The 22,227-nt window shown below is 41.7% G+C and carries 24 protein-coding genes and 1 pseudogene; 10 read left to right on the forward strand and 15 right to left on the reverse strand.

All coding sequences use genetic code 11. The features are described 5' to 3' along the window. Positions 1–177: 177 nt before the first annotated feature. Positions 178–1,470, reverse strand: a complete 1,293-nt coding sequence (gene larC, locus V7K27_RS34695) for a nickel pincer cofactor biosynthesis protein LarC (RefSeq protein ID WP_334953354.1) — start codon at positions 1,468–1,470, stop codon at positions 178–180. 139 nt (positions 1,471–1,609) lie between these two features. Here larC and V7K27_RS34700 point away from each other — a divergent pair, with 139 nt between their 5' ends. From V7K27_RS34700 to V7K27_RS34710, 3 genes are all read left to right on the forward strand, one after another. Continuing rightward, a complete protein-coding gene (locus V7K27_RS34700) occupies positions 1,610–2,269 on the forward strand; it encodes an L-threonylcarbamoyladenylate synthase (protein ID WP_334953356.1) in 660 nt (219 codons plus the stop codon). Positions 2,270–2,677: 408 nt separating this feature from the next. Continuing rightward, entirely contained in the window at positions 2,678–3,898 is a 1,221-nt protein-coding gene (locus V7K27_RS34705; RefSeq protein WP_334953358.1) for a HetZ-related protein, read from the forward strand. Positions 3,899–4,320: 422 nt separating this feature from the next. Then, positions 4,321–4,797 (forward strand): PD-(D/E)XK nuclease superfamily protein, encoded by a 477-nt coding sequence (locus tag V7K27_RS34710; RefSeq protein WP_334953387.1) that lies wholly within the window; start codon positions 4,321–4,323, stop codon positions 4,795–4,797. Here the strand turns inward: V7K27_RS34710 and V7K27_RS34715 are convergent. Further along, positions 4,769–5,626, reverse strand: coding sequence for a DNA adenine methylase (locus tag V7K27_RS34715; protein ID WP_334953359.1), 858 nt, complete (start codon positions 5,624–5,626; stop codon positions 4,769–4,771). The genes V7K27_RS34710 and V7K27_RS34715 overlap by 29 nt on opposite strands. 165 nt (positions 5,627–5,791) lie before the next feature. Between V7K27_RS34715 and V7K27_RS34720 the strand changes: the two genes are divergently transcribed. From V7K27_RS34720 to V7K27_RS34730, 3 genes are all read left to right on the forward strand, one after another. Next, on the forward strand, positions 5,792–5,998 hold the full coding sequence (locus tag V7K27_RS34720) for a DUF751 family protein (RefSeq protein ID WP_334953360.1): 207 nt from the start codon (positions 5,792–5,794) through the stop codon (positions 5,996–5,998). Positions 5,999–6,121: 123 nt separating this feature from the next. Beyond that, complete coding sequence (gene rbfA, locus V7K27_RS34725) at positions 6,122–6,541, forward strand: 30S ribosome-binding factor RbfA (RefSeq protein WP_334953361.1); 420 nt, start codon at positions 6,122–6,124, stop codon at positions 6,539–6,541. Positions 6,542–7,492: 951 nt separating this feature from the next. Then, the gene (locus V7K27_RS34730; RefSeq protein ID WP_069073690.1) at positions 7,493–7,729 is read left to right on the forward strand and encodes a DUF4327 family protein; all 237 of its coding nucleotides are present in this window, start codon (positions 7,493–7,495) and stop codon (positions 7,727–7,729) included. A 566-nt stretch (positions 7,730–8,295) separates the two neighbouring features. Here V7K27_RS34730 and V7K27_RS34735 read toward each other — a convergent pair. Next, on the reverse strand, positions 8,296–8,649 hold the full coding sequence (locus tag V7K27_RS34735) for a hypothetical protein (RefSeq protein WP_334953363.1): 354 nt from the start codon (positions 8,647–8,649) through the stop codon (positions 8,296–8,298). 497 nt (positions 8,650–9,146) lie between these two features. Between V7K27_RS34735 and V7K27_RS34740 the strand changes: the two genes are divergently transcribed. Next, positions 9,147–10,052 (forward strand): cation diffusion facilitator family transporter, encoded by a 906-nt coding sequence (locus tag V7K27_RS34740; protein WP_334953365.1) that lies wholly within the window; start codon positions 9,147–9,149, stop codon positions 10,050–10,052. Between the two features lie 37 nt (positions 10,053–10,089). Here the strand turns inward: V7K27_RS34740 and V7K27_RS34745 are convergent, their stop codons facing one another. Beyond that, positions 10,090–10,494 carry a response regulator gene (locus V7K27_RS34745; RefSeq protein WP_334953367.1) on the reverse strand — a complete coding sequence of 135 codons (405 nt, stop codon included), beginning with the start codon at positions 10,492–10,494 and terminating at the stop codon, positions 10,090–10,092. Between the two features lie 227 nt (positions 10,495–10,721). Between V7K27_RS34745 and V7K27_RS34750 the strand changes: the two are divergent. Together V7K27_RS34750 and V7K27_RS34755 are read left to right on the forward strand one after the other, a co-directional pair. Continuing rightward, positions 10,722–11,039, forward strand: a pseudogene (locus V7K27_RS34750) (hypothetical protein). Beyond that, the gene (locus V7K27_RS34755; RefSeq protein WP_334953369.1) at positions 11,024–11,269 is read left to right on the forward strand and encodes a hypothetical protein; all 246 of its coding nucleotides are present in this window, start codon (positions 11,024–11,026) and stop codon (positions 11,267–11,269) included. The pseudogene V7K27_RS34750 and the gene V7K27_RS34755 overlap by 16 nt, the downstream one beginning before the upstream one ends. Before the next feature lie 332 nt (positions 11,270–11,601). Here the strand turns inward: V7K27_RS34755 and guaA are convergent, their stop codons facing one another. The 6 genes from guaA to V7K27_RS34785 all read right to left on the reverse strand — a co-directional run bounded on the left by guaA (position 11,602) and on the right by V7K27_RS34785 (position 15,987). Then, a complete protein-coding gene (gene guaA, locus V7K27_RS34760) occupies positions 11,602–13,224 on the reverse strand; it encodes a glutamine-hydrolyzing GMP synthase (RefSeq protein WP_334953371.1) in 1,623 nt (540 codons plus the stop codon). 228 nt (positions 13,225–13,452) lie between these two features. Then, positions 13,453–14,568 carry a cobalt-precorrin-5B (C(1))-methyltransferase CbiD gene (cbiD, locus tag V7K27_RS34765; RefSeq protein ID WP_334953373.1) on the reverse strand — a complete coding sequence of 372 codons (1,116 nt, stop codon included), beginning with the start codon at positions 14,566–14,568 and terminating at the stop codon, positions 13,453–13,455. Between the two features lie 169 nt (positions 14,569–14,737). Next, entirely contained in the window at positions 14,738–14,920 is a 183-nt protein-coding gene (locus V7K27_RS34770) for a type II toxin-antitoxin system HicA family toxin (RefSeq protein WP_334953374.1), read from the reverse strand. Next, complete coding sequence (locus V7K27_RS34775) at positions 14,917–15,108, reverse strand: hypothetical protein (RefSeq protein ID WP_334953375.1); 192 nt, start codon at positions 15,106–15,108, stop codon at positions 14,917–14,919. Before V7K27_RS34775 ends, V7K27_RS34770 begins: the two co-directional genes overlap by 4 nt. A gap of 164 nt (positions 15,109–15,272) precedes the next feature. Then, positions 15,273–15,713, reverse strand: coding sequence for a GNAT family N-acetyltransferase (locus V7K27_RS34780; RefSeq protein WP_334953377.1), 441 nt, complete (start codon positions 15,711–15,713; stop codon positions 15,273–15,275). 49 nt (positions 15,714–15,762) lie between these two features. Further along, on the reverse strand, positions 15,763–15,987 hold the full coding sequence (locus V7K27_RS34785) for a DUF433 domain-containing protein (protein WP_292867582.1): 225 nt from the start codon (positions 15,985–15,987) through the stop codon (positions 15,763–15,765). Between V7K27_RS34785 and V7K27_RS34790 the strand changes: the two genes are divergently transcribed. Then, a complete protein-coding gene (locus V7K27_RS34790; protein WP_334953379.1) occupies positions 15,976–16,254 on the forward strand; it encodes a hypothetical protein in 279 nt (92 codons plus the stop codon). The two genes, V7K27_RS34785 and V7K27_RS34790, sit on opposite strands and share 12 nt — an antisense overlap. Positions 16,255–16,288: 34 nt before the next feature. On the opposite strand, the gene V7K27_RS34795 is transcribed toward V7K27_RS34790, so the two are convergent. The 5 genes from V7K27_RS34795 to V7K27_RS34815 form a co-directional block, all read right to left on the reverse strand. After that, positions 16,289–17,230 carry an extracellular solute-binding protein gene (locus V7K27_RS34795; protein WP_334953380.1) on the reverse strand — a complete coding sequence of 314 codons (942 nt, stop codon included), beginning with the start codon at positions 17,228–17,230 and terminating at the stop codon, positions 16,289–16,291. A gap of 540 nt (positions 17,231–17,770) precedes the next feature. After that, positions 17,771–18,448 (reverse strand): hypothetical protein, encoded by a 678-nt coding sequence (locus V7K27_RS34800; RefSeq protein WP_334953382.1) that lies wholly within the window; start codon positions 18,446–18,448, stop codon positions 17,771–17,773. Between the two features lie 1,010 nt (positions 18,449–19,458). Further along, on the reverse strand, positions 19,459–20,070 hold the full coding sequence (locus V7K27_RS34805) for a PEP-CTERM sorting domain-containing protein (RefSeq protein ID WP_334953383.1): 612 nt from the start codon (positions 20,068–20,070) through the stop codon (positions 19,459–19,461). A 124-nt stretch (positions 20,071–20,194) separates the two neighbouring features. Beyond that, complete coding sequence (locus V7K27_RS34810) at positions 20,195–21,010, reverse strand: PEP-CTERM sorting domain-containing protein (protein ID WP_334953384.1); 816 nt, start codon at positions 21,008–21,010, stop codon at positions 20,195–20,197. Between the two features lie 520 nt (positions 21,011–21,530). After that, a partial coding sequence (locus V7K27_RS34815; protein WP_334953385.1) for a CAAD domain-containing protein occupies positions 21,531–22,227 on the reverse strand: 697 nt, incomplete at its 5' end.

Here is a 22,227-nt window from a genome sequence, read left to right on the forward strand (position 1 = left end):
GTATAGTCAGACGTGGATATGTCGATGATCCCGCACATTGGCGGTATTCTAGTTGCCGCAATTACATGGGAGAACTAGGTTTATTAGAGGTAGAGTTGATTGATTTGTGAGGGAAGGCGGAGCCTTGAGGATGGCATTCCCAGTCGGAGACTGGGAACGAGGAACGAGGAGTTTGTATCAGCCATTTTCTAAATACCAACGCTGTAGCGCCAGCCGTTGAATTTCGCGCCAGGGAATATGATGTTTTCGGGCTAAGTCTGCACAATCTTCATATTCTGGCTGCACATTAGCAATAACTTTTTCTGGTAATTGTCCCTTCCATGCTACCTTGACACGCACTTTGCCATATTCCGTTTCCACTTGTTGAATTTCCCGTTGTAAAATGACGCGTTGCTGAGTTGTTCGCCGAATGCCCAAAGTAGTGGTTTCGCGGAATAAAACTGCTTCACAACTCAGTAAATTTTCTGGATGACAAATCACAGTTAGCAAAATCCCTGGACGGGACTTTTTCATCCCGATCGCCTGGGTAAAAACATCCACCGCACCAGCCGCAAATAACGCCTCAAAGACATAGCCGATCGCTTGCGGATTTAAATCATCAATTTGGGTTTCTAGTACCGATATCGTTTCTAAATTTGAGCTAGTATCCTCAGAATCGCTGAAATTAGACTGTAAACTTGCGCTTTCGCCCAGCCAGAGGCGTAAAATATTGGGAATGGGTAAATTTATGGTTCCTGCTCCCAGTCCTATCTGCTTGATAGCGATCGCCGGTGGTGAACCAAAATCTCTTGCTAAAGTAGTGGCGATCGCAGCTCCTGTTGGTGTCACTAATTCTCTGTCAATGCCATTGCTATAAACTGGACAATTCCGCATTTCCCACAGCTTTAATACGGCTGGTACTGGTACTGCCATCTGACCATGTGCAGCCCGAACAGTGCCGCCACCAGTCGGGAACGCCGAGCAGTAAAGTAGGGGCAATCCTTCCTGATTGCTCTCAATCCCCAACCAATCCAACCCCAAGCAAGTACCCACAATATCGACGATCGCATCTACAGCACCCACCTCATGAAAATGAACTTTTTCAGGGTCAATGCCATGCACCGCCCCTTCAGCGACTGCTAGCTGTCGGAATACCGCCAAACTCCAAGCTTCTGCCCGTGATGGCAACCCCGCTTTGAGAATCATCCGCTCTATTTCTGGCAAGTGGCGTGTGCGATCGTGACTGTGTTCGCGATCGTGGTCGTGGTGATGATGATGATGATGATCGTGTACTAAATCCACATGAACTTTAGTCGCCTGCTGACCATTCCGTTGGACAAGTTCTGCCCTTAACTGATATTCGTGTTGAATACCCAACCCATTGAGTTTTTCAATTAAATACTCCACAGGAACACCCAAACTTACCAAAGCACCCAGGCACATATCACCAGAAATCCCCGTCGGACATTGAAAATAAGCTATTTTATTCATAATAAATTTGTCATTAGTTATTAATCATTAGGCATGGGGCATTGGTTATTCTCCCTTATCTCCCTCATCTCCCTCATCTCCCTCATCTCCCCCATTCTCCCACTCCCCACTCCCCACTCCCCACTCCCCACTCCCAGTTATGGCAAAAATTTTCCCAGTTCATCCGGATAATCCTCAAATTCGCCGAATAGAGGAAATAAAGTCGGCGCTCTTTGGTGGCGCAGTCATGCTTTACCCTACTGATACAGTCTATGCGATCGGTTGTGATTTGAATGCTAAGTCGGCGGTAGAACGAGTGCGGCAAATTAAACAGCTAGCAAATGATAAACCACTGACATTTTTATGTCCCTCGCTTTCAAATGTGGCAACTTATGCCTTCGTAAGTAACACAGGCTATCGAATTATGAAACGCCTGATTCCAGGGCCGTACACGTTTTTGCTCCCAGCGACTAAGTTAGTACCGCGATTGGTGCAAAGTCCCAAGCGGAAAACTACTGGAATTAGAGTCCCAAACCATACTGTGTGTTTGGAGTTGCTGGCAGCGTTGGGCAATCCGATTATTTCAACTTCAGCACATCTGCCACCAGATGAAGCAGATAATGGCATGATTCGGATAGAGAAAGAAACTGTTCAGTCGCGGGTAGAGCTATTTGATCGTTTGGATAAGTTGGTAGACATCATTATAGACACTGGCCAGGAACCTACATATGAAGTGTCTACCATCTTGGATTTGACGGAAGACGAACCAGTAATGATACGGAGGGGTTTAGGTTGGGAAGCAGCAGCAGCATGGGTATAAGAATTCCACTTCACAGGCGCACCTCTTTGTTTCGGAAATTGTGATCAAAACGACTCCAGTTTTGAAATTGTCATATTTAGAGGCGATGTCTACGACGGGCTGTTCGGTGACGCAGTGGATATAACAGGATGGTGGAAACAGTTGACACAGCAAGGTATTTGACAATTTTGAGAAAATGGCGAGTACTCGTGTGTCAGCGTCAATGTAGTGGCTTGTGAAAAAAACCGACACATTGGCATAACTATAACTCTTTCGTATTTCCTACAGTTTTATATATGAGCTTTAGATGTGAGCATTACATACGGCAAGTTTTGATGGATGAATGCCCAAAGATTCACAAGCCAAGTACGGTCTTGATTGCTGTGTCTGCGTTCTAATTACGGTGCAATACTACTACCTGGAAAAGTCATGAAAGCTAACGTCGTCAATCTACCAAACTCTAGACCCATTTTTGAGAACCACCTTTCGACTGAAGATTTTTCAGACAACAGCAGCAATACCTTGATTGAATTGCTGTGTGAGGAAATGCAAGGGCAAGTGAAAGCAGCGCCCAAGTGTGTAGAAGCTTTAGCAAAGCGCATAGCCGTAGAAGTAGAACGCATTTGCGACAAAAGCTCCCGTATTCAAACATCTGGGGAAATCAAATCCTGGCAGATGACTTTGGGAAGGCATCGGATGCAAAAGTGCTTACGTTACTACCAACTAGGTTCCAAACAAGGGCGGGTGGAATTACATAGCAATTTGGGTGCTATGGTTTACCGCCATATAACTATGTCCGGCTCGGAGTTGGGTTTTGAGGCTCGTTACAGCCTGATTGAAGATTTTTTACAAGCATTTTATATCGAAGCTATCAAAGCTTTCCGTAGAGAAAACGAATTACCTAACGATCACACGCCGCGTACTCAGCTGCAATTAGCTGAATATATGTCCTTTACGGAGCAGTACGCCAAACGCCGGATTAATTTACCTGGTGGTGCAAATCAGCAATTGATTATCTTGCGGGCCCAAGGTTTTGCTCGTCGTCAGCCCCAAGAAACTACCGTGGATATTGAAATGGCGGTAGAGTCTGCCAAGGGTGAAGAAGCAGAATCTTACCAGCGTAACTCGGCGGTGCAACAACTGCGATCGCAAATGATCGCCCAAACTAATTTCGATCCATCAGAAGAGTCAGAACGCGATCGCGTCATCACTGAATTGATGAAATACCTAGAGTCTCAAGGTCAATCTGATTGTATGAACTACCTCAGCTTGAAACTCCAAGACCTCTCAGCCCCAGAAATTGACCAAATTCTCGGTTTAACCAGCCGTCAGCGCGATTATCTCCAACAACGCTTTAAATACCATGTAGAAAAGTTTGCCAAACAACACCACTGGCAATTGGTACATCAATGGTTAGGCGCAGGTTTAGAGCAAAAATTGGGTTTATCTTCCCAGCAGTGGGAAATCTTTGTGAATCAACTCACACAAGAGCAACAGCAACTATTACAGTTAAAAACTGCACGGGAAAACGACCAAGCGATCGCTAAAACCATCAAATGCACCCCCAAACAGCTACAAAAGCGCTGGACTCAACTTTTAGAAATAGCATGGGCTATCCGCAACGGTCATACTGAAGCCCAGACAGGCTAAAGCTAAGTACATAATTTCACAAGTTCCTAGCCAAAAAAATTGCCTTGATTAAACCTTTGCGTTCCTCTGCGCTAACCTTTGCGATCCTTTGCGTTTAAATTTCAACCCTGAATTCGCCACGAATTTATGCAAAGTTGTGCTAAGGCGAAATCACTAAAATTTATCCAACCTTAATCAGGGGCAAAGAGAAAAGGAAAATTCTATTCCTTTCATACTTCCCTGAATTAGTAACTCGTTTTTTATCCAAATTATTAATACATTTGTATTTATTTAGTACAAAAATACCAATATTTTCGGATTTTTTTACCTATTAATCCAGCCTTGTTTAGTCAAAATCAAAAATTCATATTAAGCAACTGACCCTTTTTTACTGCTTCTGTGAAATCCTATAATAAGGAGGACTTTTGGCAGAGGGATTGAAGATGGCTCTGACTCAAGGCGGACGGGCAAATAAGTCTGGGAATATTTTAGAAGGAAATGTAGAAGCAATCTTGAATGGATATAATTATTTCCAAGTAGGGAACTATGTCCCAAAAGAATTTATCCTAAATGCTGCTTTATTACCAAAACGTTATGGAAAAGAAATTTATATTGGAACTGGAATTTATCATACCGATCTGAAAGTTGATTTTTATGTTGTTGGCTCACCTGCAATGCCATCTGGTTTAATTTTCGAGTGCAAATGGCAAGAAAGCCCCGGTTCGGTTGATGAAAAGTTCCCTTACTTGAACATGAACATTCAGCACTATTACCCTGCACCAACTATCGTCATATTAGGCGGTGAAGGTATGCGAGAAGGTGCAAGCAAATGGCTAAAAGCAAGAGTTAATGATAACCATAATTTATTAGCAGTTTATAGCTTAGACAGATTCATTGCTTGGGCAAATAAAAATCTTTAAAAGACGTAATTAATAGTTCGGAAATCATGCCTCTGTTTTTTATATTTGAGTTAATTGAACGCGCTGCTTTGATTTTATAGGTTTCAAAATTGATATCTTGATAAATTTTTCTAATAAATTCGCTATCAGAATTACATACCATAACTCTGACACCACGACTCGCCAACTCTGCACAAGTATCTCTTAAAAGTTCTTGGTCTTTTTTACTAAAACAATTTTGACTATAAGCAGTGAAATAGCTAGTTTCACTGATAGGATGGTAGGGCGGATCAAAAAATACAAAGTCATCACTGCTAGTCGCATGATTTAGGACTTCTGTAAAATCTGCTTGTTGAATTTCTGCGTGAGAAAGTGCTACCGAGGCTACTCGCAGTAAGTTTTCATGACAAATATTAGGATTTTCATATCTGCCTAAAGGCACATTGAATTTACCCTGTGAGTTGACTCGATAAAGACCATTAAAACAAGTCTTATTAAGATAAATTAGACGAGCGGCTTTTTCTAAATCAGTACCCGCAGAGTTATTTCGCACACTATAGTAATAATCTTTATCATGTCGGATTTTATGCTCTTTCAATATAGAAATTAACTCCTCAACATGATCTCTAACACAACAATAAGTGTTAATTAATTCCGCGTTAATATCAGTTAAAATGGCTGCACTTGGTTGGAGATAGAAAAAAACAGCACCACCACCTAAGAAGGGTTCATAGTAATTTTTATAACTCTTGGGAAAATAAGGAATATATTGCTGTATCAGCCTACTTTTACCCCCTGCCCACTTCAAAAATGGACGCGGGCTAGTTTCCTTGGGGATTTGAATTACCATTTACCTACGATTTAACTGAAAATAATCGTGACTAAATAAAGCCAATATAACCGACGGGCAATATTTTATATTAGCTGGCTAATTTTCCAGCCGCATAGATTACAATTGAGTAGATTAAGCATATCAAAACAAACGTAAGTATATAACAAGGCAGTTTACATTCAGATGTTTGACGGATTTTGGGATAACGTCTTTCGCTACCCCCGGTACTTAATTAGTATCGTCTTAGGACTGTTTCTGAACACCTTTGCGCCATTAGTGCCACTGTTGAAGCGCCCAGTCACCTTGATCGCCATCTTGGGTTTATTTGTGAGCAGCCTATTCTTCCTGACTCTTACCCTACGGGCAATGTTGGGCTTGAGTACAATCTAGACTAGCGCTATATCGGGGCTATGCCCCACAGACAGTTCCTCTTGGCGTTGCTCATGCTAAGTACTGTCTACCCAATTTGCATCTATTTTTGTCGTACAACCTCTGTGATGAGGCGAAATTTTTATGGCTACAAATCGTCGGGTTTCCCGCGTTGCTGAACTGATCAAACGGGAAGTTAGCCAAATGCTGCTGAACGGCATTAAGGATGACCGTGTGGGTACTGGAATGGTAAGTGTGACTGATGTTGATGTTTCCGGCGATCTCCAACACGCCAAAATCTACGTCAGTATCTATGGTACTGATGAAGCTAAGGTAGAAACAATGGCAGGCTTAAAGTCGGCCACGGGTTTCGTCCGCAGCGAACTTGGGGCGCGGGTACGGCTACGTCGTACACCAGAGGTGATATTTGTCGAAGATCGCTCCATAGAACGCGGTAATAAAGTATTGGCACTACTAAACCAACTTAACGATGAGCGTCCCCCAGAAAATCTGGTATCAGTAGAAGACAGCACAGATCACGATAATGAATCATCTAGTGAATAAGTGACTAAAACAACAATGTAACTTCAGAACAATTAATCTCAGCAAATCCGCCAAACAGCTTACAGACGTGACGCGATCGCGTCTGTTTTAATGTAACCATAACCTAATTCAGGGATTCAGTAGTTGCATATAAGTAAGTCGTTGGAAATAAACCAAATTATGTTAGGAAACGTAAATAGGCTTAAAACCTTGACCAATGACGAATGACAAAGGACAGCCCCAGCCAGTTAGCTTTAATTGCGCCGACTTACTTATACGCTTTCTATTTGTCTTGGCTTTCGTCTCTACTCTAGTATTCTCCCTTTCCCTCAGCCGCATATTTTTTTATTTGGAAGTCCTTTACTCCTCCCTCTTACAGATGCTTATCTCAGGAAAACTGTTTAATATGAGTGCTGAAATTAACCTAAGTAATTGCGGATTTCCTCAAAAAAATCTTCACAGATGCTAGTGTAAAAGCTTTCCTCGTATATTTTAGTAGTTATGTTTTGCAACAGTTTATACCTCAGTGTCTGACAAATATTCTTGTGTTGTTTACCCTTAGATAAATACCAGGAGTTGAAGATCCGGTTTTAAGGTGATTATTTGATATGTAAGCGATGCCTGCGGTTTTTGCTAGCCTACATGATATAAACTCTTTCCAACCGCAAAATATTGCCTAAAGACAGTAATGGCAAGACTTTCAGACTTGTGGCATCAAATTCATACAGCTACATGAGCAGGTTAAGTTAACTACTCGGAATTTTTTTTTGTAAAGCGGATTTTCGATAAATGTCAGAATTTGTTGACTTTCTTCACATTTCTTGAGACAATTTCAGGATAGGTAGCGTCAGAATAAAAATAGTTCCGTATAGCAAACTACAAAATCTTAGCCACAAGTCTAATTTCTGTCATGTTTGTTCCTAATTATTAAGGGGAACACTATCTAAAGTGTTAATTTGTGAGTAAAAAACCATGAGTGTGAATACGGTGCCTTCTATCAATTACTACTCTCTAGATGTGATTCAAGACGAAGCACGCCGACTGGTGCAAAAGGGAATGATTAGCAGACAACAGCCAATATATACCCTCTGCCAATACATTCCAGCGAGAGAGTGGGTTTGCGTTGAATGTGAATTAGAGAAATGTGACTTTTTGTTACGCGATCGCATTGGCGACCTAATTGGTCGTGAACAATGGGACAACGACTAATCAATCTTTGATTTCGGATTTGGGATTGGGAGTTTATTTTTGATGCGTGGATGTCACAATCAACGATTCAATGCCCAATCTGGGGGATAATCTCTGGTTTTTGATGAGCATTGCCCCATACAGAATCTTGCGTTTTTCATTACCACAGAAGCATTGAAGTCTGAATTTATCGACCAGAAATATTGGCGCCAGTCGTCAGAATTCATGTTAGGTATTCTGACCGAAAAAGGGGACTTCGGCGTGAGCGCTCAGTCGAACGCTGAATAACCTCTTTTTAGACCCCCACCAAATTAAAAATTTGGTGGTGCAACAATCCAGTGGCGCGTCTCTCTTACAAAGTTGCTCCTCTTGGGGAGACCCCAAGACCGCACTTTGCGCTGAATCCCCCACTGAAAGATTGCTGAATTCTGAATTCTGCATTCTTCTTCAAACAACTTTTCAAGTTAAAGAAGGCATCAGAAGAATCTGTTCTGTATATCTGGTGCTACAGCTTGAGTCTAGTATGTAGATTCTCAAACCGGGGTGGTTCCTAATGTTGAACTGCTCCGGTAATTTTTATAGAAATATTATCCTACTTGCTCTAAATACTGATTAATGTCTTCAATTATCCGGGTAAGTTCAGCTTCCGTAGTCAAGCGGATGTTGAGGTTGCGGACAGTCAGCAAAACTTTGGCTGCGAAGGGCGTTGGCCAGATATTAGGATTACAGAAAATTTCTAAAAATACTTCACCTGTATAACGATATTCCAGGGGAGGCTGGGGAGTGATTTTGCCGCCGCCAGGAGTGGGTTTAGCGGCGACAGCTTTCAGGCGTTCCATCAGTTTATCGGTCGCTGCCTTTAATTCTCGTGCTGCTTGGGGTGAAAAACTGAAAGAGACAGAACCTTCAATTAGGTTCAATGTTAGAGGAGTTGAAGACATAGCTTTTTTATTAAAACTTCTTGATAACTAGTAATATTACCGGAAGAAGGGTACTCGGACGTGGAAACTGTCAGATTTCGCTCCTCAAATCTTGACCATTTTCGGAATGAAGCGCGGGCTTCCTTATCCTTATCATCTAGTAAATAAAACTCATTAAGCTCGTCAGTTTTCGGAGTAAGTACAGACCACTGATGTTAGTAATAGCATCTTTTAATACAATCTAATCTGACCTAAGTGGATGTATGAATCACAAAATTAATTAAAATATTCCGGGAATTAATGCTAAAAATATGCTGTTATCTCTAAAGCCATTACTAATGCCTATCCAGCTTTTAGCTGCTGTTAGTTAAAAAGAATCTCAACAACTTGGTATAAAACATAGAGACTATAGAGAGACTTAATTCTTACTGCGTAAGACTTTGATACACTTTATTTGTGTTTATTTGTATTTTGAGTTCTACATTAGAAGTCATAGAACTTGATGTGATAAATTATCCATGACTTACGATAACCGCGCCGAAGTGCGAAAGGTTTTAATTATTACTCTACTGCTCAATCTGTTTGTACTGGGATTGAAAGCACTTGTGGGCTACTGGACAGGTTCTTTGAGTTTGCTAGCTGATGCCTTGCATAGTGTGACAGATAGCGCCAACAATGTTTTAGGATTAATTGCGAGTAAATTTTCTTCTCCACAACCCGATCGCGAGCATCCCTACGGACACCACAAATTTGAAGCAGTAGGAGCTTTAGGAATTGCCTCATTTTTAGGAATAGCCTGTTTTGAAATTCTGCAAGGAGCAATCGAGCGAATTCTCAAAGGTGGTGGTGAACCTGTGAGAATATCGCCACCTCAGTTGTGGTTATTACTAATTGTGCTGGGTGTGAATATTTTTGTGGCGTTTTACGAACGTGCTGTGGGTAGGCGGGTAGGTAGTTCAATTCTCATCGCTGACGCTACACATACCATGAGCGATATTTGGGTGACAATCTCTGTAATTGCCGGTTTGATCGGAGTTTGGCTAGGTTATCAATGGATGGATATAGTGTTAGCTTTTCCTGTCGCCTTGTTGGTATTTTGGAGTGGTTGGTCAGTTTTAAAAGAGAATTTGCCTTCGCTGGTGGATCAAATGGCGATCGCACCAGAAGCAATACATGCGATCGCTACTTCTGTTCCAGGTGTAATTAACTGTCATGCGATCGCCTCTCGCGGCGTTCTTGGTCGTCAAGTGTTCATTGAAATGCATTTAATAGTAGATGCACCAGACGTAGAAACCGCCCACCAGATCACCGAAGAAGTAGAAAGCCGATTAGAAGAACGGTTCCGTCCAGTGAGGATTTTAATTCACGTCGAGCCACCAGAATATAAGTCTGAGCAAATTAGCTTTGAAACTGGAGCAAAGTAGTCTCAGTAATTCCAAATCACGCCATATTCAAATTTTGTTAACTCTTATAACAAGCAATCAAATTAGCGACGATCGCAACTAGTTCTCCTGGATCAACTGGTTTAGCCACATGAGTCTGAAAGCCCGCTTCCAAGGCACGGCTACGATACTCGCTATCGCCATAGGCAGTTAAAGCGATGGCGGGAAGTTTTCCCCAAATATCAGGCTTCAGCGCCCGGATCTTGCGGATGAGGGTGTAGCCATCTTCACCAGGCATCGCAATATCAGAAATCAAGACATCTGGTTGCAACTCAGGTAGTACTTTCAATGCTACCGCCGCCGATGCAACTGCCATGACGGTGGCTCCATCAGCTTCCAACACGGTAGTAATGTAAAAGCGGCTATCGTCATCATCATCAACTACGAGGATGTTTAAGCCAGCAAGGGGAAGAGCAGGTTCCATAACACCTCCATTAACGTTGATCAAATGAAAGTTATTTCTAATGAGCTGCTTGTTTTTCTCTGTCACCATACCATTGGTAATTTTACTGCGATCGCGCCTATTTTCCTAGAGAATAAATCAATTCGTCTAGCCATAATCCATTTTGCAGCTAGTTGTTCGCTGATATTGATAAACTATGGTGAAGATGCTTGAAAATATAGATATTGCTTTAAATGTGAGAGCGAACCATGACTGAAGCCAGGGCTACCCGTACAACCCGTCGGGGACGAATATTCCCTGAAATTCACTGGACAGAGGAACAAAAAGCGCAACACGAAGCCGAACGCGAAGCTTTTTACCAACGTTGTAAACCAGTATTTGATAAAGTTAAATCGGAATTAATTGAAACTCATTACAACTGGTATGTTACTGTTGAACCCGATAGTGGAGAGTATTTCGTCAATCAGGATTGAGAAGTGGTTTGGCAACAGTGTCGTGAAAAACATCCTGATAAAATACACCATACTTTCCGAATTAATGAGTCTGGGGCTTGCGGCACGATATGATCGAAGGTTTTTTTGATGATCAGGATGCGCTACTTTTCGAGATTAATTTAATAACATCCGATGGATTAGAATTAGCAGTTGATGCAATGTTGGATACGGGCTTTTCATACTGGTTAGCAATTAATGACCAAGATTTAGACGCACTTGGTTGGACTTATTTTGACCAACAAACTATGCGTACTGCACGGGGAGATGTAAGATTTGATATAGGACTCGTATTTGATTTTTGAAAAAATCAGTACACCCCGAAAACGCTTCTTCCCCACTCCCTACTCCCTACTCCCTACTCCCTGTCTACGCAAATAATTTCAAAAATCAAAGCAGACTGCTATATCTACGCAGGTAAGGTAGGAATTGATGGTAGTGAATTCAACATTCCCGTTCACGTTGGTAAAGATTTAACTGAAGTTTTACTCGGTCGTCAATGGCTAACTACTCGACGGTTGGTTGTTGATATGCCATCAGGTGAATTAATTTTGGGATAAAAAAGTATAGTTTAAGTTTGAAAAGAGAAAAAGCGCAGAGAGAATAGATGAACTCTCTGCGCTTGTTTGCGTTTACATTATTCCCATTCAATGGTTCCAGGCGGCTTAGAGGTGATGTCATAAACCACCCGATTCACCCCTTTCACCTCATTCACAATCCGAGTGGAAATCACTTCCAAGACATCGTAAGGGACTCTGGCCCAATCAGCAGTCATGCCATCTTCACTAGTCACAATCCGTAAAACAATGGGGTAAGCGTAAGTACGTTGATCCCCCATAACGCCAACAGTCCGAATTGGCAGCAATACAGCAAATGCTTGCCAGAAATCATGATACAGACCGCGTTGGTTAATTTCTTGCCGTACAATCAAATCGGCATCGCGCAAAATGTTTAACCGCTCAGATGTGACTTCTCCCAGAATACGAATTGCCAAACCAGGCCCAGGAAAAGGTTGTCGTTGGACAATTTCTTCTGGTAAACCAATAGAACGCCCAACTTTGCGGACTTCATCTTTAAACAATTTCCGCAGTGGTTCCACCAATTTAAATCTTAGGTCTTTGGGCAAACCACCAACATTGTGATGACTCTTAATTTTCACCGCTACCCGTTCACCAGTTTGGGGATCAACATTGGTGTCAGCAGATTCGATCACATCTGGATAAAGAGTCCCTTGAGCCAGATAGTCAAAGTGACCGAGGCGCTTGGATGTTTCCTCAAATACACTGATAAATTCGTGTCCGATGCGGCGGCGTTTTTCTTCGGGATCTGTGATATCAGCAACTCTAGCTAAAAAGCGATCGCGGGCATTAACATATTCTACAGGAATGTGAAACTGCTCTTGGAACAGCTTTACCAATCGCTCTGGCTCATACTTTCGCATAAAGCCTTGATCGATAAACACGCAAGTCAGTTGGTCGCCAATCGCCTTATATAGCAAGAAGGCCAGGGTAGAAGAATCCACTCCACCAGACAGCGCCAACAGCACCCGCTTTTCACCGACTCTGGCGCGAATTTCTCGAATTGCGTCTTCGACAAAAGCTGCTGTTGTCCAAGTGGGTTCGCAATCGCAGATGTGATAGACAAAATTACGGATTAATGCTATGCCGCCAACAGAATGCACCACCTCTGGATGGAACTGAACGCCGTAAAGTTTCTTTTCGTGGTTGGCGATCGCCGCACAGGGAGTATTTTCTGTATGTGCGAGCAATTCAAACCCTGATGGCATTTGGGTAACTGAGTCTCCATGACTCATCCACATGGTAGTGCCATCTTCAACGTTGGTCAGCAAATCTGTGGGATCATCAATATATAATGATGCTTTGCCGTATTCACCTCGCTCGGCCTTTGCCACTTCGCCACCGAGTTGGTTCACCATCAGCTGCATCCCATAGCAAACACCCAAGATGGGTATTCCCAAATTCCAGATTTCTGAGTCACAATGGGGAGCGTGATCACCATAAACCGAACTCGGTCCACCAGAGAGGATGATTCCCTTAGGATTGAGTTGGCGCAAATGTTCAGAAGTAGTGCGATAGGACAAAACTTCTGAGTATACTTGAGTCTCGCGGATGCGACGGGCAATCAGCTCAGAATATTGAGAGCCAAAGTCCAGAATTACAATCAATTGCCGATCAAGCCGCCCAAAATTTTCCAATGTTTGGGGAGCTTGTTGTGTTGGTAGAGTCACCGCTGTATTCATGACGGGAGAGTTATCTCTGTTAAGGATAGATAGATGCTTTGTGGTCTATGGTGATGCTATTATTCAGCCTGGATAGGCTGATAATGGTATAGAGAGCCTTGACAAACGCGACTTTATGTGCGTTTGTCTATTCCCTGAGTCTGAGATGGTATTAAAACGATAAACTTATCCGGGAGTGGTTACTTAAAAGACTATTTATTTGGATTGTTTACGATTATTCATAATAAATTAACATAATTTTCCGATCAACAGACCAGCAGTTTTACTCTTCACGATAATTTTGCGATCGCGATCAAACAGAATAGAGCCACAGGTTGTCACTGCTGTACCGTGTTCGCTATGGCTTTGGATGTATTCTTGGGAACGGATATCGATGGTTTCGGCGATCGCAGTGTAAACTTGATTTACCCAATCACTACCAGTCGCAGTATCTAGCGATCGTAAATATGTCAGTGCAGCTTCCGCAGTCGCACTATTAAACACAGTTTGGATATCTGGTGATTTTAAACCTGCGATCGCACAGTGCGCGGCTAAAATTTCCCGGCGTCCGTCAGCCAAGTAGTGATGAGTATGAAAAATCCCACCCGCCAGTTTCATCAGCTTACCGTGATAGCCAAATAATAAGATTTCTTTCACACCCAGCACATCAGCTTCTACTAACATTGGGCCGAGCCAGTTAGCAGTTTTAACCAATTGTTCAGGATTAATCCCTAGTTTACGCGCCAAATCTAGTCCATTTTCCCCAATACAGAATACCAAACTCTCAAAATGACTGGCTTTATTTTGTAATTCAGTCCGAAAAACTGCAAGCTGATCTGGTGTACTTAAGGGTTGAGAAATACCAGTTGTACCTAAAAGGGAAAGTCCTTCAACCACACCAAAGGCAGAATTTGAAGTGCGAACAGCAAGCGATCGCCCTTGGGGTAGAATAATCGTCACCGTGATTTTTTCCCCCGGTGCTAGGATTCGTTGCAAATTCTCTTGCAAAAGCCTTTGAGCATAAGCATAAATAGCCGGCTTGTCATCAGCATTTACCTGTCTACCAATCCCTTCCCCACCTTTAATAATTACAGCATCATCACCCTGTTCTCGCCATTCCACCAATGCCCAGACCGGTGTATCTTTAGTTAGGTCAAGATTATCACCGGGATCGCTGCGGGTGATTGCTAAAGCTGAATTCTCAGATAGTCCTGCTACCTGTTCAATTGGAATTTCTGCGATTTGAGCGGGTTCAATCAAATCTACAGACGCGAATTTTAGGGGTTGGCGATCGCGTAACCAATGTAAAGCTGCAAGAGCAGCAGCGATCGCAAATACCGGGAGTGTGTATCCAGAACGGGACATTTTGTAAATTTAAAAGTCAAATAATTCTTCAAAAATAAAGACAGTTTCAGACGGCAATTTAGACCCCAACTGTAGCTTACTTCCTTCAGGGTAACGGTAAAGTTGAGCCGATGTAGATACCCTGATATTCTCACCAAATAATCTCTCAGCGTTCAGATCGAACGCCGTGTTAGCCGTCGTCACCAAGCATTTTTATGATGTGTTTGGCAAGCTGTTCTTTAATTTCTCGATGCCTTGGAACAGGTTGAGATACCTTCGTTATGGGGTTCTGATACCAGTCATGTTTACCACCATGACGAATAAATACACAACCCATTTCTTCCAGGCGTTTGATCAAGTCCCGTCGTTTCACGATACTTCAAGTTCAGCCACTCTTCGGACATTGGGGATTGTCCCACTCGTTAATTCTTTGTAAATATCAGTTAAGTTCTCCTTCAATTCGTTTTCGGTTTCTGCCTGAGTCCAGTAGTCTGGATACTCCTGGAGATAGCCAAGCCACATCTGGTCATCTTGCCAGTAAACATATTTCTTGGTTGTCATAGGGTGAATGACTTATGAACTTCTCCAACTATGTCAACCATCTTATCAAACAGGGCGATCGCGACTGAACTAAAATTCTGAACTCCCATCTTATATGGAAACTTTCCAGATAACTACCCCATACACACTCGCCTTTATAACTTAACCAAGTATATTGGTACGTTCTAATGCAGCGACTTGTTAGAGGCTAGCGATCGGCACATTAGAACGACGTTCATTCCCCTGGAAATATAGTTATCAAATCGCTCACGCAATACGTCTGGAACTCCGACTGGTGCAACTTCTTGAAACCCTGCTTGTTGATAGAACGATCGCAGATGCTGCCACGGAATACAGTAACAGACTTGATCGACAAGTTGCTCAGTACATACCTGAAGTAGCTGTGTACCAATGCCTTGCTGCTGAAACTTAGCTAGAACCTGCATCCCTCGAAGCACAAAGAACCCAGCATGTGGACACAAACGCACTGCACCAACAATTTTTTCCTCTAATTGAGCAATGAGTATCAAATCTTCCTCGCTCAGACCACCTCCATAACCACACTGACTATAAAAAACTTTAATTGCTTCAGTATTGTGCGGCTTTGCTTGGATAATTTTTACCATATTGCTCCCACTTCTATGTTTTGGGCGTGAGGATCATCTAGAAGCAGTTTCACAGGGATACCACAAATAACTTCTTCTCACGATCGGCAGCAAAAGCTAGACACGCTTTGATGTCTTCGGAAGTTAATTCAGAAAAATCCTCTAGGATTTCTGCTTCAGTCATTCCACCAGCAAGATACTCCAAAATATCATAAACAGTGATTCGCATTCCCCGGATACAGGGTTTACCACTGCGTTTTCCAGGTTCAATCGTAATAATGTCATGGTAATTCATAAAAAAGTAGATAACCTTTCTTTGGCTCTCACAAATCACTCTTGGTCGGTCGGCTCCAACGCAGTGTTAAAATCTACCAACGCTAAAGTTAAGGTTTGGCGATCGCGTAACCAATGTAAAGCTGCAATCGCAGCAGCGATCGCAAATACCTGCGATGCAGCACTCAAAATTGAGTTGAAAACAGGAAAAGGGTTTAGTCGCTACGGTGCAACAATTGAGTGGCTGAAACAGGAACAAGGACTTGATATCGAGTATGGAACGGTTTAGGCATGGGTTCGATATGGAAAACTCTAGGATGAGATTACAAATGATTGTCGCTGCCAACAATCATTTTCCTATCTTTCTTGAGTACTAAACCCATAGCCGCAGCTAGTAATAGTCCGCAAACATAGTTGGGTTCGGGTACTGATTTGGTAGGGCTAGTAAAGCCATACTTGTGCAAAATTTGCTGTCCTTTCTCTGACAAAATATAATCTGCTAGTTTCTGTGCATTCGGATCAGCATTTTTGATCACTGTTAAATCAAATGGCGCTGCAACAGACAAATAATCTGGTAGCCCAACTACTTGCAGACTCGGATCAATTTTTTGCGATGCGATCGCGCCAGTATAGTAAGTTAAGAAAACATCTGCTTGCTGAGTGTTGTCTAGAAAATACACTAAGCTGTCCTGTCCTGATGGAACTATTGGGGAATTCGTTCCACCTGTTAATCGCAAGGCTTTACTATTGAGGGTATCAAAACTACCAGGGATTTTTGAATTAGCTTGAGTAAATATCTGTTGAGTATAGTCTCCAAGAGGATCTGATATAGGTGTTGAAGTTCCCAACTTGATGTTGGGATTTAGGAAGTAATCTAATACCTGATTTGGTGTAATTTGTGCCTGGGAATACTTTGAGGAAAACACCGCTACAACCTGGTTTTGAGTAAATTCCACTGGCTGACTGCTCAACCCCTTAATGTAGAGTTTTTGGGGATTTCCAATATCTGCACTAGCAAAGACATCCGCAGTAGGCTGTCCAAGTTGGAGTTCTGTTTCTATTGCTTGCTCTCTAATCCCTGATGGGCCAAATACTGTATTCGTTCCTATTCCTGTTTCTTGGGTAAAGTCCTGGCTTACTTCCGTTAGTGCATTTCTTAAACTACCTGCTCCATACAAGTTGAGATTAGCGGCAAAAGCTTGATTTGATATCAAAACACTAAAGGTACAAGCTGCCAAAGAACCTGTCAAAAAATATTTTTTCATCTGTTCGCTAAAATCTCCAAGTTTTTGGGTATTTTCTCCTCAATGTTAAGATTACCAACTTAGTTGGAAAAATGTCAATTACTTTATATAGACAAATGTTGGCTTTGTGAGAATACGGTTTGGTTAAGAAAGTTATCAGTTGAGGCAGGGCTATTTCATTCTCATCTAGTCCGCCTCAGAATGAATTCTGAGTCTAATAGCACTCATTCGTCTAAAGACGACTAAGAAAAGGCTATAGTCGGTTTCAACTGACTTTAGCTATGAGCGCTGAACTTCAGTTCTGGGCGGTTTCTGTCTAGAACGAAATAGCCCTGTCAGTTGAGGCAAGCAGTTCTTGAGCAGGGGGAGAAAGAATTATTGCTCAATAACTCTTTTTCATCCCCTGCCTCAACAGCTTTTTCAAACCGTATTGGGTCTTGTTAATTATTCAAGACATGGTGGGCGAAAAGCTTGTTTTTCGTCAGCCACACTGAATAGATTTACAAATGTCTCCAGAAGTTATTGCTGATAGTCTTAAGACTGACAACCTTCGCTTCTATATCAGAAATATTTTGGTTTCAAAGGAGAAGCAGGAGCGGATAATATCAGGATATTTCTCACATTACTAACGTAACGACCTCCAGCTTTGTCACCTGGAACTACTAAACGAGCAAATCCTTCATTTATTAAAGGCACAACTGTACCATTACTACCTTTTTTTGCATATGCAACTAGCACTGTTTTGCCTTCAAAGTTAGGTTGAATTTCACCAATAGCTACGACTGCACCATAGCAATCTGTGGCTTCAACTAGAATATATTGCCTCAGAAAAGAGTTTTTAGGATTTAAACCAGAATTCCCAGGTTTTAGACCACCTCCGGCTTTTGGATTATTAATCAATTCCCATAGAGGGACTCCATAGTATGTTTCTGTTTGCAGACCTGAGCCAGTTTGAAAACTCACAGTGATTTCAGTAACTAATGCTGGATTTTGCTTTTTTAAAGTATCTCGCAAATTTCTCAGCTTTTGCAAGTTATATGTGGTTGGATTATTGAGTTCTCCACCCAAGCTAAAACTTGACGAAAAACCTCCAAGACACTTATTTTTCTCCCAGACAGATGGTATTTTTTCTTCTCTTTCCAAGGGAAGGTTACTTCTGGAGTCAGCTAAAGTAGGCTGCCATAAAACCAGTATCGATAGTATTAAAGACGCAATGGGTATCGTGCGGGTAAAACGCATCAAACATTTCTCCGTTTACTATTGAATATTGAAAAAATTAGATAGTTTTGCTGAAAGCTGTTTGCTCACCAAAAATTAGCATCGTTATCGCCAAAACTGAGCAAGTTGACAATAAATTTTGTTAGATAAAAATCAAAACGGTTCTATCGTTAAACTTTCAACTCCTTACCAGACGATACAAAATAGCTAGTTTTCAATATGTGTTATTAAAAACTAATGAATCCTTAGGCCAAAGTTAGCCCCAAACCTCTTGTTAGATTTGCGTTTTTCAAAATGGATAAGTGTATCTGTGTAATCTACTGAAGATAATACCAACTTATTGAGTAATTTACCAAATAATATGGTAATCAAACGCTAACAAAATTAATTTTTATTTCTTTTTAAAATAGTGAAGCTTAATATTTTATATTTTCAGAGGTAATATCACCAGCCGCCGCTAGTTTTGGCGATCGCCTCTATTCTCTCTCTGGAAACAAGAGCGATCGCACAGTTGATTGGCAGTTTATTAGGGACTGACAAATAAAAAAATACTCAACTACTTCTTGTGGGGTCGGCGACACGAGAGCCTTTTGCTACGGGCGCTCATGTTGCCCACCCCACAAGTAGTAGTAATTTATTTGTTGTCAGTCCCTTAACGAATGGCACTAAGAAAAGCTGAAATTTCCTTGCTGGCGGGGTGTTGGGTGTAGTTTTAATAGACATTGATTGAAGAAGAATTCAGCTATTCTGAATTCAGGAGTCAGAATCAATTCATTTGGGGATTCAGACCCCAAATGAATTGAAGACCACAAAACAAGAAAATTTGGTGGAGGTGCAAAAATGGCGGTTATTCATCCACTTTTTCGGTGAGAATACCCTTCTTGTATTCTGACTACTGACTCCTGAATTCTGTTTCGATAATAGTTACGTTAAAGACAACAACATCGTCTTAATTCCCTACACCCAAAAGCCTTATAAATAATAGGTTTGCCGTTATTTTAGTGCCATTCGGTCAATAAACCATGTCTGCGTTAGCGCACCGTTACAATACTCTGTTTTCGTTTATATAGTAGTAAGCCAACCCCAACAGCCGCTAACACTCCAGGCATTGAACCCGATTCAGGAACTGCTACAACTTTACCTGAACCACTGATGGTGTTGGTAAAAAGACCAAAATCAGTTACGCGACGACCAGTTGTAACTAAAAAGTAATTTCGTTGAGCAATCAGTTGTCGGTCGAAGGCAGGGCTACCATTATCAGGAGCGATCGCTGCTACTAAAACGTTAGTCAATTGGTTAGTGGGGTTGAAACTATCCTGGTATAAAACTAAAAAATTATCCCAGGCTCCATCAACAGGTGATATAGCTCCAGGTACAGTACTGCCAAAGGTATACAAACCCGATTCTTCAACCACAAACTGAAAAACGCTATAGGGTACAGTCATACCCATCGTTCCAGCGTTTTCACCACTGATTCTATCGGGAGGATCGCCTGGTGCTGTACGCCGCCAAGTCGGCTGATTTGTGGTATCACCTTGATAGGTTAAGACCGCAGCTTGAGCGGGAGTAGCAGTAGATAATGCAGCTAATCCTAACCCCAGAGCAATAATTAGTTGCTTTGTGACAGACGTTGTTTTTAACATCAAATTTTATCCTGTGTATGAATTGGCGTGGAGGGAAAGTTCTTTAATAAAGTTCAGACTGCAACAGTTGAACTTCTCCAACTGTTGCAAGTTAAGTATTTAAGCATTCAAAATCTGATGCAATCTACTGGAATATTTGGTTGTTTCTACGCAATTTCCATACCATCAGACAAGATGTACCAACTAACAATAAACCTGAGATTGATGGTTCTGGGACTTTAGTAACTACTAACGAAAGATTATCTGCGTAGGCGTCATTTACCCGCCCTCTTGCATAATTGGCGTTCAGCAATACATTGATTTGGCGTGTACCCACAGGTACAGAACCATCAGTTGACTGCAAAAATAAGCCTGTGGTGTTATTTCTTTGCGTAGCAGTTGGCGAAGCAATACTAGCTATACCTAAAGACTGGTTAGCTTGATCAAGAAAAGTAATGTTTAGTGATGCGCTATCTTCATCTGTGCTATATCCTCCCAACCAGCCACTTAAGTTAAACGTACCTTGACCTGCATCAATAGTTGAGGCTAAATCAGATATATCGATTAATTGCGAAGCACTGGAAGAGGCTCTATCAGCGCCACCAAAGAATAAATTGAGTCCGCGATCGCTTGGTCCAGGAACATCAATACTAGGAACAGTAACGTTCACTACATTACCTAAGGGGTTGGTAAAGCTAAAACCTGTTGCCCCGTACTTTAATACACTGAAACTACCTGTCGGAGTCCAGCCAGGGATAGTAGGTATATCAGCCCCAACAGCATTACCAATTGGATCTCCTTGCCCTTGTTCTGCATCACCATTTACTATCAAATTAGTGCCAAAAGTGGCAGCATAGATGGGGTTAGAAAGCAACAGACTAGATGCAATTCCTGCTATCAAGGTTGTACTAATCTTGGCCATTGCTTGAGAAAAGAAAGGAAAGATAGTTAGTTTATTCATAGTTTGTTTTCTCCTGAGATTTACTAACAGATTGTTTCAATACGCATTTGTATTTTCGATTGAACCTATCATACCAACTTGGTTGGGGAAAATCCATTCAACTACGTAATTAAACACTGACTTTATCAAAACTTTAAGTAAAAAGTTTTTTTATCTCGATGAGATTACGTATATGGTAAAACTTCAGGAGTAACTACGACTGTGGGGCTTTTGCGATGCCTACGGCGAGCGTACCCCTACGGGGAAGCAAGCTATGCTGAGCGTGTCCCCGTGCTAATGTTCCTGTACCCTGTGCCGAGATCAACAATTTTCTGTCCAGGTAAACCAATACTGTATTCAAACAGTCTGTCAAATAATCAACTAGGAAAGCCAGGGCGGTGTTTTGCTCCCATCAGTAGCAGTTGCACCAAAGTCAACTTTCATAAGTAAGTTTGTTGCAAAAGTTTTTAGGTAGTATGAATGCGTTTGCACTGTGCCTTCTTTCACTATGAAAGAAAGCAAATGTGCAGGTATAGCAAGCTTATGAATCTTGTCCCTCGACAATTTCTTTTTGGATAAAACTAATTTGTGCAGCTAATTCTTGCCGAGTAGAAGCTTTGAGTAGATATCGGAAAAAAAACCAAGTTATGTAACCAATTCCAGTCAACTCAAAAACTAGATTTAACTGTGGAATTTCATTTAGTACATCTAATACAGCTAGAACTAGCTTAACTGCAATAGTCGCTGCAATAATTGTAGCAAAACAAATAATTGGCAGTTGGTATTCAGTGGAAAATCTACCTAAGTATTTAGGCAATTGCTCCAAAAAGGCAAAAAAATTACTGCCAATTTGCTGCCCTTGAGGTAATGGTTGATTAGCAGGTAGTAGCAATGGTTGAGTATCAAATTTTGAACTTTCAAGTACTGCAATAGGTTCGGTTGAGGTAATATCAACAGATTTCAATTGTTGTACTTCGCTCTCCCGATGTAATGGTTTATCAGCAGGTAGTAGCAATGGTTGAGTATCAAATTTTGAACTTTCAAGTACTGCAATAGGTTCGGTGGATGTAATATCAACAGATTTCAATTGTTGTACTTCGCTCTCTATAAGTTTCCTTTTTTCTTCAGTGATAACAGTTTTCATTTGCTCAGTACGGATATCAGATTGAGCCAATTTCATCAGAGGGGAATAAATGGCATTGTACATATCCCGCGCCATATTCACCGCACCTTCAAAG

This window comes from Nostoc sp. (assembly GCF_036919575.1).
Lineage (GTDB): Bacteria > Cyanobacteriota > Cyanobacteriia > Cyanobacteriales > Nostocaceae > Nostoc.

Coding starts and splice junctions, on each gene's coding strand:
- V7K27_RS34700 (WP_334953356.1), top strand. CDS start 1,610: ATGGCAAAAATTTTCCCAGTTCATCCGGATAATCCTCAAATTCGCCGA.
- guaA (WP_334953371.1), bottom strand. CDS start 13,224: ATGAATACAGCGGTGACTCTACCAACACAACAAGCTCCCCAAACATTG.
- rbfA (WP_334953361.1), top strand. CDS start 6,122: ATGGCTACAAATCGTCGGGTTTCCCGCGTTGCTGAACTGATCAAACGG.
- V7K27_RS34800 (WP_334953382.1), bottom strand. CDS start 18,448: ATGCGTTTTACCCGCACGATACCCATTGCGTCTTTAATACTATCGATA.
- V7K27_RS34775 (WP_334953375.1), bottom strand. CDS start 15,108: ATGACAACCAAGAAATATGTTTACTGGCAAGATGACCAGATGTGGCTT.
- V7K27_RS34730 (WP_069073690.1), top strand. CDS start 7,493: ATGAGTGTGAATACGGTGCCTTCTATCAATTACTACTCTCTAGATGTG.
- V7K27_RS34735 (WP_334953363.1), bottom strand. CDS start 8,649: ATGTCTTCAACTCCTCTAACATTGAACCTAATTGAAGGTTCTGTCTCT.
- V7K27_RS34810 (WP_334953384.1), bottom strand. CDS start 21,010: ATGAATAAACTAACTATCTTTCCTTTCTTTTCTCAAGCAATGGCCAAG.
- V7K27_RS34720 (WP_334953360.1), top strand. CDS start 5,792: ATGTTTGACGGATTTTGGGATAACGTCTTTCGCTACCCCCGGTACTTA.
- cbiD (WP_334953373.1), bottom strand. CDS start 14,568: ATGTCCCGTTCTGGATACACACTCCCGGTATTTGCGATCGCTGCTGCT.
- V7K27_RS34785 (WP_292867582.1), bottom strand. CDS start 15,987: ATGAATTACCATGACATTATTACGATTGAACCTGGAAAACGCAGTGGT.
- V7K27_RS34795 (WP_334953380.1), bottom strand. CDS start 17,230: ATGAAAAAATATTTTTTGACAGGTTCTTTGGCAGCTTGTACCTTTAGT.
- V7K27_RS34780 (WP_334953377.1), bottom strand. CDS start 15,713: ATGGTAAAAATTATCCAAGCAAAGCCGCACAATACTGAAGCAATTAAA.
- V7K27_RS34740 (WP_334953365.1), top strand. CDS start 9,147: ATGACTTACGATAACCGCGCCGAAGTGCGAAAGGTTTTAATTATTACT.
- V7K27_RS34745 (WP_334953367.1), bottom strand. CDS start 10,494: ATGGAACCTGCTCTTCCCCTTGCTGGCTTAAACATCCTCGTAGTTGAT.
- V7K27_RS34715 (WP_334953359.1), bottom strand. CDS start 5,626: ATGGTAATTCAAATCCCCAAGGAAACTAGCCCGCGTCCATTTTTGAAG.
- V7K27_RS34710 (WP_334953387.1), top strand. CDS start 4,321: ATGGCTCTGACTCAAGGCGGACGGGCAAATAAGTCTGGGAATATTTTA.
- V7K27_RS34705 (WP_334953358.1), top strand. CDS start 2,678: ATGAAAGCTAACGTCGTCAATCTACCAAACTCTAGACCCATTTTTGAG.
- larC (WP_334953354.1), bottom strand. CDS start 1,470: ATGAATAAAATAGCTTATTTTCAATGTCCGACGGGGATTTCTGGTGAT.
- V7K27_RS34805 (WP_334953383.1), bottom strand. CDS start 20,070: ATGTTAAAAACAACGTCTGTCACAAAGCAACTAATTATTGCTCTGGGG.
- V7K27_RS34790 (WP_334953379.1), top strand. CDS start 15,976: ATGGTAATTCATAAAAAAGTAGATAACCTTTCTTTGGCTCTCACAAAT.